Source organism: Mesorhizobium sp. M2A.F.Ca.ET.037.01.1.1 (assembly GCF_003998075.1).
Classification (GTDB): Bacteria; Pseudomonadota; Alphaproteobacteria; order Rhizobiales; family Rhizobiaceae; genus Mesorhizobium.
In genome coordinates, this window is record NZ_RZSA01000565.1 from 1 (window position 1) to 4,426 (window position 4,426).

General features: G+C 63.5%; 7 protein-coding genes. 3 read left to right on the forward strand and 4 right to left on the reverse strand.

Going from position 1 to position 4,426, the window contains the following annotated elements; translation table 11 throughout:
* On the forward strand, positions 1-1,264 hold a 1,264-nt coding region (gene groL / locus EOA27_RS24245), incomplete at its 5' end, for a chaperonin GroEL (RefSeq protein WP_127257437.1).
* 235 nt (positions 1,265-1,499) lie between these two features.
* On the opposite strand, the gene EOA27_RS24250 is transcribed toward groL, so the two are convergent.
* Complete coding sequence (locus EOA27_RS24250) at positions 1,500-2,036, reverse strand: alpha/beta hydrolase (protein ID WP_126083197.1); 537 nt, start codon at positions 2,034-2,036, stop codon at positions 1,500-1,502.
* Between the two features lie 133 nt (positions 2,037-2,169).
* Between EOA27_RS24250 and EOA27_RS24255 the strand changes: the two genes are divergently transcribed.
* The gene (locus EOA27_RS24255; RefSeq protein WP_126083198.1) at positions 2,170-2,625 is read left to right on the forward strand and encodes an Lrp/AsnC family transcriptional regulator; all 456 of its coding nucleotides are present in this window, start codon (positions 2,170-2,172) and stop codon (positions 2,623-2,625) included.
* 86 nt (positions 2,626-2,711) lie between these two features.
* On the opposite strand, the gene EOA27_RS24260 is transcribed toward EOA27_RS24255, so the two are convergent.
* From EOA27_RS24260 to EOA27_RS24270, 3 genes are all read right to left on the reverse strand, one after another.
* Positions 2,712-2,909 carry a hypothetical protein gene (locus EOA27_RS24260; RefSeq protein WP_245467104.1) on the reverse strand — a complete coding sequence of 66 codons (198 nt, stop codon included), beginning with the start codon at positions 2,907-2,909 and terminating at the stop codon, positions 2,712-2,714.
* Positions 2,910-2,993: 84 nt separating this feature from the next.
* Positions 2,994-3,509 (reverse strand): OsmC family protein, encoded by a 516-nt coding sequence (locus tag EOA27_RS24265; protein ID WP_126083199.1) that lies wholly within the window; start codon positions 3,507-3,509, stop codon positions 2,994-2,996.
* Positions 3,510-3,565: 56 nt separating this feature from the next.
* Positions 3,566-4,003, reverse strand: coding sequence for a GFA family protein (locus EOA27_RS24270; protein WP_126083200.1), 438 nt, complete (start codon positions 4,001-4,003; stop codon positions 3,566-3,568).
* Positions 4,004-4,179: 176 nt separating this feature from the next.
* Between EOA27_RS24270 and EOA27_RS24275 the strand changes: the two genes are divergently transcribed.
* A partial coding sequence (locus EOA27_RS24275) for a cupin domain-containing protein (RefSeq protein ID WP_145970501.1) occupies positions 4,180-4,426 on the forward strand: 247 nt, incomplete at its 3' end.

Sequence of the window (4,426 nt, forward strand, 5' to 3'; positions counted from 1 at the left end):
TCTTGGCAAGGCCGCCAAGAAGATCAAGACCTCCGAGGAAGTCGCCCAGGTCGGCACGATCTCGGCCAATGGCGACGAGTCGGTCGGCAAGATGATCGCGGAAGCGATGCAGAAGGTCGGCAACGAAGGCGTCATCACCGTCGAGGAAGCCAAGACCGCCGAGACCGAGCTGGAAGTCGTCGAAGGCATGCAGTTCGACCGCGGCTATCTCTCGCCCTACTTCGTCACCAACGCCGACAAGATGGTCGCCGATCTGGAAGACGCCTACATCCTGCTGCACGAGAAGAAGCTCTCCAACCTGCAGGCAATGCTGCCGGTCCTGGAAGCTGTCGTTCAGACCTCGAAGCCCCTGCTCATCATCTCGGAAGACGTCGAAGGCGAGGCCCTGGCCACGCTGGTCGTCAACAAGCTGCGCGGTGGCCTGAAGATCGCCGCCGTCAAGGCTCCGGGCTTCGGTGACCGCCGCAAGGCCATGCTGGAAGACATCGCCATCCTGACCGGTGGCCAGGTCATCTCGGAAGACCTCGGCATCAAGCTCGAGAATGTCGGCCTCAACATGCTCGGCCGCGCCAAGAAGGTGTCGATCTCCAAGGAGAACACCACCATCGTCGACGGCGCCGGCAAGAAGGCAGAGATCCAGGGCCGCGTCGCCCAGATCAAGCAGCAGATCGAGGAGACCACCTCGGACTACGACAAGGAGAAGCTGCAGGAACGTCTGGCGAAGCTCGCCGGCGGCGTTGCCGTGATCCGCGTCGGCGGTGCGACCGAAGTGGAAGTGAAGGAAAAGAAGGACCGCGTTGACGACGCGCTCAACGCGACCCGCGCGGCCGTGGAAGAAGGCATCGTCGCCGGCGGCGGCGTGGCCCTGCTGCGCGCCTCGGCCAACGTCAAGGCCACCGGCGTTAACTCCGACCAGGCCGCCGGCATCAACATAGTGCGCCGCGCGCTGCAGGCTCCGGCCCGTCAGATCGCGTCGAACGCCGGTGCGGAAGCTTCGATCGTTGCTGGCAAGATCCTCGAGAACAAGGGCGCGACCTTCGGCTTCAACGCCCAGACCGGCGACTATGGCGACATGATCGCCATGGGCATCGTCGACCCGGTCAAGGTCGTGCGCACGGCTCTCCAGGACGCGGCCTCGGTCGCCGGCCTGCTCGTCACCACCGAAGCCATGATCGCCGAAGCACCGAAGAAGGAAGCTGCCGGCGGTATGCCGGGCGGCATGCCCGGCGGCGGCATGGGTGGCATGGGCGGCATGGACTTCTAAGAAGTCCATAAAGCACGCCCATCAACCAACATTGCTCAAGCCCGCAAGCGGGCTTGAGTGGCGGCATGGACTTCTAAGAAGTCCATAAAGCACGCCCATCAGCCAACATTGCTCAAGCCCGCAAGCGGGCTTGAGTGGCGGCATGGACTTCTAATCCAGGCTGCTTGGCTAATTCATACGGAAAGGGCGGCAGAGATGCCGCCCTTTTTCGTTGCTCAAACGTCAACGCTGCGCCTCAGGCTGCTTCAGCGACAAGGCCATCGAGCAAAGCGCGGCCCTGCGGCCAGTCGCCCAATCCGCTTTGCGCGTTGATATGGCCGGCCGGCCCGATGATGGCGATGCCGCTGCCCCACCGCGCCGCCCTCGCCTCGGCATAGTCGCGCGATCCGTAGGGATCGTCGGTGCTAGCGACCACCAGCGAAGCAAAGCGCAATCTGTCCTGGGGTATCCTGGCGAAGGCCATGCCGTAGACCGGGAACAGAGCCGCCATCGGGTCCGGAACCGCGACTAGCATGGCCGCGCGGACCGGACGCCGCGAAATTGTCTGCCAATGCGCGACCAGCAGGCACGACAGGCTGTGCGCCACCAGAACGGGCGGCTCGGGCGCTTCGATCACGGCTGCCTCCAGAGCCGCCAGCCAGTCGGTGAAATCAGGCAGGTCCCAGCTTGATGGCTGGAAACGCCGCATCGCCGGATCGGTGTCTTGCCAGCGCGATTGCCAATGCGTGGGCCCCGAGCCGCCGCTACCCGGCAGGATGATGAAATGCGTCATGTCGCCTTGCTCCTAAAGATCAACAGGAGCATGGTGGCGTCTTGCCGCAGGAGCAGGAATAGGAAATCATCGGAAAAAATGACTTCGAATCCGATGGATTCAAAGTGAAGATGAATAACCCGATGAGCCAGTTATGTTCGACCCCACCGACATTGCCATTGTCGAAGCCTTGCAGGAGAACGGCCGCATCGGCATGTCCGAGCTTGGCCGCCGCGTCGGCCTCTCGCAGCCGGCGACTTCGGAGCGGGTGAAACGCCTGGAGGAGCGCGGCGTCATTGCAGGCTACACCGCCGTGATTGACCCGGCCGCGCTCGGCCTGGGCATGATGGCCATCATCCGGGTGCGCACCACGCATGAGCATATCCGCCCCTGCCTCAAGCAGTTCGCCGAGATGCCACAGATCACCGAAGTGCACCGGCTTACCGGCGAGGACTGCTTCATCCTCAAAGTGGTCGTCCCCTCGCCGGCGCAACTTGAAAGCATCGTCGACGCCGTGGCGCGCCACGGCTCCGTCACGACGGCGCTGGTGCTGCGCAGCGAGACACCGAAGCCGATCGGCCGCGATCTGATCCGGCAATCGGCCCGCTAGCGCGTTTCACCGTTCAAAGGAAAGGCGAAACGCTCTGCCGGCGGGCCTTCATCGGCCGCGCGCGACCGAGTTGACCGCTCAAATGGTCAATGCGGCTCCGCAGTGGCCTGACCAGCAAGCACCGCCTGCTCGACCAGCGCGGCGACCTCGTCGGCAACGGCCTGGACCGGCGTGCGGTCGTTGGTGGCGCGGGCGATCACCATAAGGCCTTCCAGCGAAGATTCGACCAGCAACGCCAGCGCTGCGCACGCCGCTCCGGCAAAATCGTCGAGGCGACGGGGCATGTGAAAGGATAGGCCTGGCGCGGATAGCCGCGCTCAGGCCCAGCCCGGAACCTGCCCGCTAGGATCTCGGTTCCGGGCAAAGTGTCACGAGACCACCCTGTTGAGCTTCACGAGGGTCTTCGGACTGCGCTGGATGGTCTGGAAGATCACGCAGTAGCGATCGGTGAGCTCCATGAGTTGGGTCAGCCGGCTTTGCTCGACATCCGACTCGATGTCGAAGCGCAGGCGGATTTCCTTGAAGCCGACCGGCACCCCCTCGGTGACGCCGAGCGTGCCGCGAAGATCGACATCGCCCTCGGCGGAGATTTCCGCCGACTTGATCGGAATCTTGAGCACGGCCGCGGCCGCGCGCATCGAGACGCCGGCGCAGGCGATCAGCGCCTCCAGCAGCATGTCGCCGGAGCAAAGCTCCTGGCCGCTGCCGCCGGCCTTCGGATGAATGCCGGCCAGCGCAAGCCCGCGCCCGGTTTCGACCTTGCAGGTCACCTTTGAGTCGTCGGCGCTGCCCTTCGCCTTCAAGGTAAGAAGCGCGGCCCGCGCATCCTTGCGATAAAGATCCTTGATCGGCTCCTGCGTGGCGCGAAACGTCGCGATATCCATTGCTGTTCTCCTGTCGTGAATTGCGGTTGCTTGAAGTCGTCGACCATCGTCCGGACCTATTCCGGGACCGCGATCCCGGAGCCGCCGAGCTCGGCGGGAAAGTCCTTCAGCTTCGGCAGCCCGTCCTTCATCGGCAGGACCGTCTCGGCGTAATTGACATGGACCCCCGGCGCGAATTCCACCGTCGGTATGGTGGCCGCATAGACGTCGACCAGTCCGAGCGGCGGATGGTCCGTCATCAAATGGCCGCCGCATTTCGTGCAGAACTGGCGGTCGCTCATCTCGGACTTCTTGAAACCTGAGAGAAACTCCGCCCCCTTGGTGACCTTGACGTTCTGAGGCTTCCACAGCGTGAAGGCGTTCACGGGAGACGCCGACCAGGAACGGCAGGAACTGCAATGGCAATAGCCCATTGCCTCCGCGTTTCCGTGGACTTCAATTTCCACGGCGCCGCAAAAACACCCGCCCTTATGTACCGTCTTATGTACCGTCATGACTTTAGTCCTTTTCTTTCGTTGCGTTCGATTGCGCAGAGCGTGCAACAGAAGACAGCTCCTGACGCCGGTTGGGGTTTAAAGCTTCCCACCTGGGACGGAATGATGGGGCGTCCGCGTTAGTTGACAGCGCGTCCGGAACTCGAATGGAAGTCGCGCAGCTGGCTTAGCGGGACATGGGTGAAATGGCCGGAGACGCTCTGTCTGACCTTTTGAAAACGGTGCGCCTCACCGGTGCGACGTTTTTCGACATCGAGGCCCAGGATCCGTGGGCGGTCTGCTCGCCGGCACCCGCCTCGATATTGCCGAGGATACTGCCGGGCGCGGACCACCTGATTTCCTATCACGTGCTCACGGCGGGCCGCTGCTTTGCCCGCATTATCGGCCAGGAGGCGATCCCGGTGGAGGCCGGCGAGGGCGTGG

What these genes read in the sequence shown, in the direction of transcription:
- EOA27_RS24270 (WP_126083200.1), bottom strand. Translation starts at nt 4,003, where the DNA reads ATGACGGTACATAAGACGGTACATAAGGGCGGGTGTTTTTGCGGCGCC.
- EOA27_RS24255 (WP_126083198.1), top strand. Translation starts at nt 2,170, where the DNA reads ATGTTCGACCCCACCGACATTGCCATTGTCGAAGCCTTGCAGGAGAAC.
- EOA27_RS24260 (WP_245467104.1), bottom strand. Translation starts at nt 2,909, where the DNA reads ATGCCCCGTCGCCTCGACGATTTTGCCGGAGCGGCGTGCGCAGCGCTG.
- EOA27_RS24250 (WP_126083197.1), bottom strand. Translation starts at nt 2,036, where the DNA reads ATGACGCATTTCATCATCCTGCCGGGTAGCGGCGGCTCGGGGCCCACG.
- EOA27_RS24265 (WP_126083199.1), bottom strand. Translation starts at nt 3,509, where the DNA reads ATGGATATCGCGACGTTTCGCGCCACGCAGGAGCCGATCAAGGATCTT.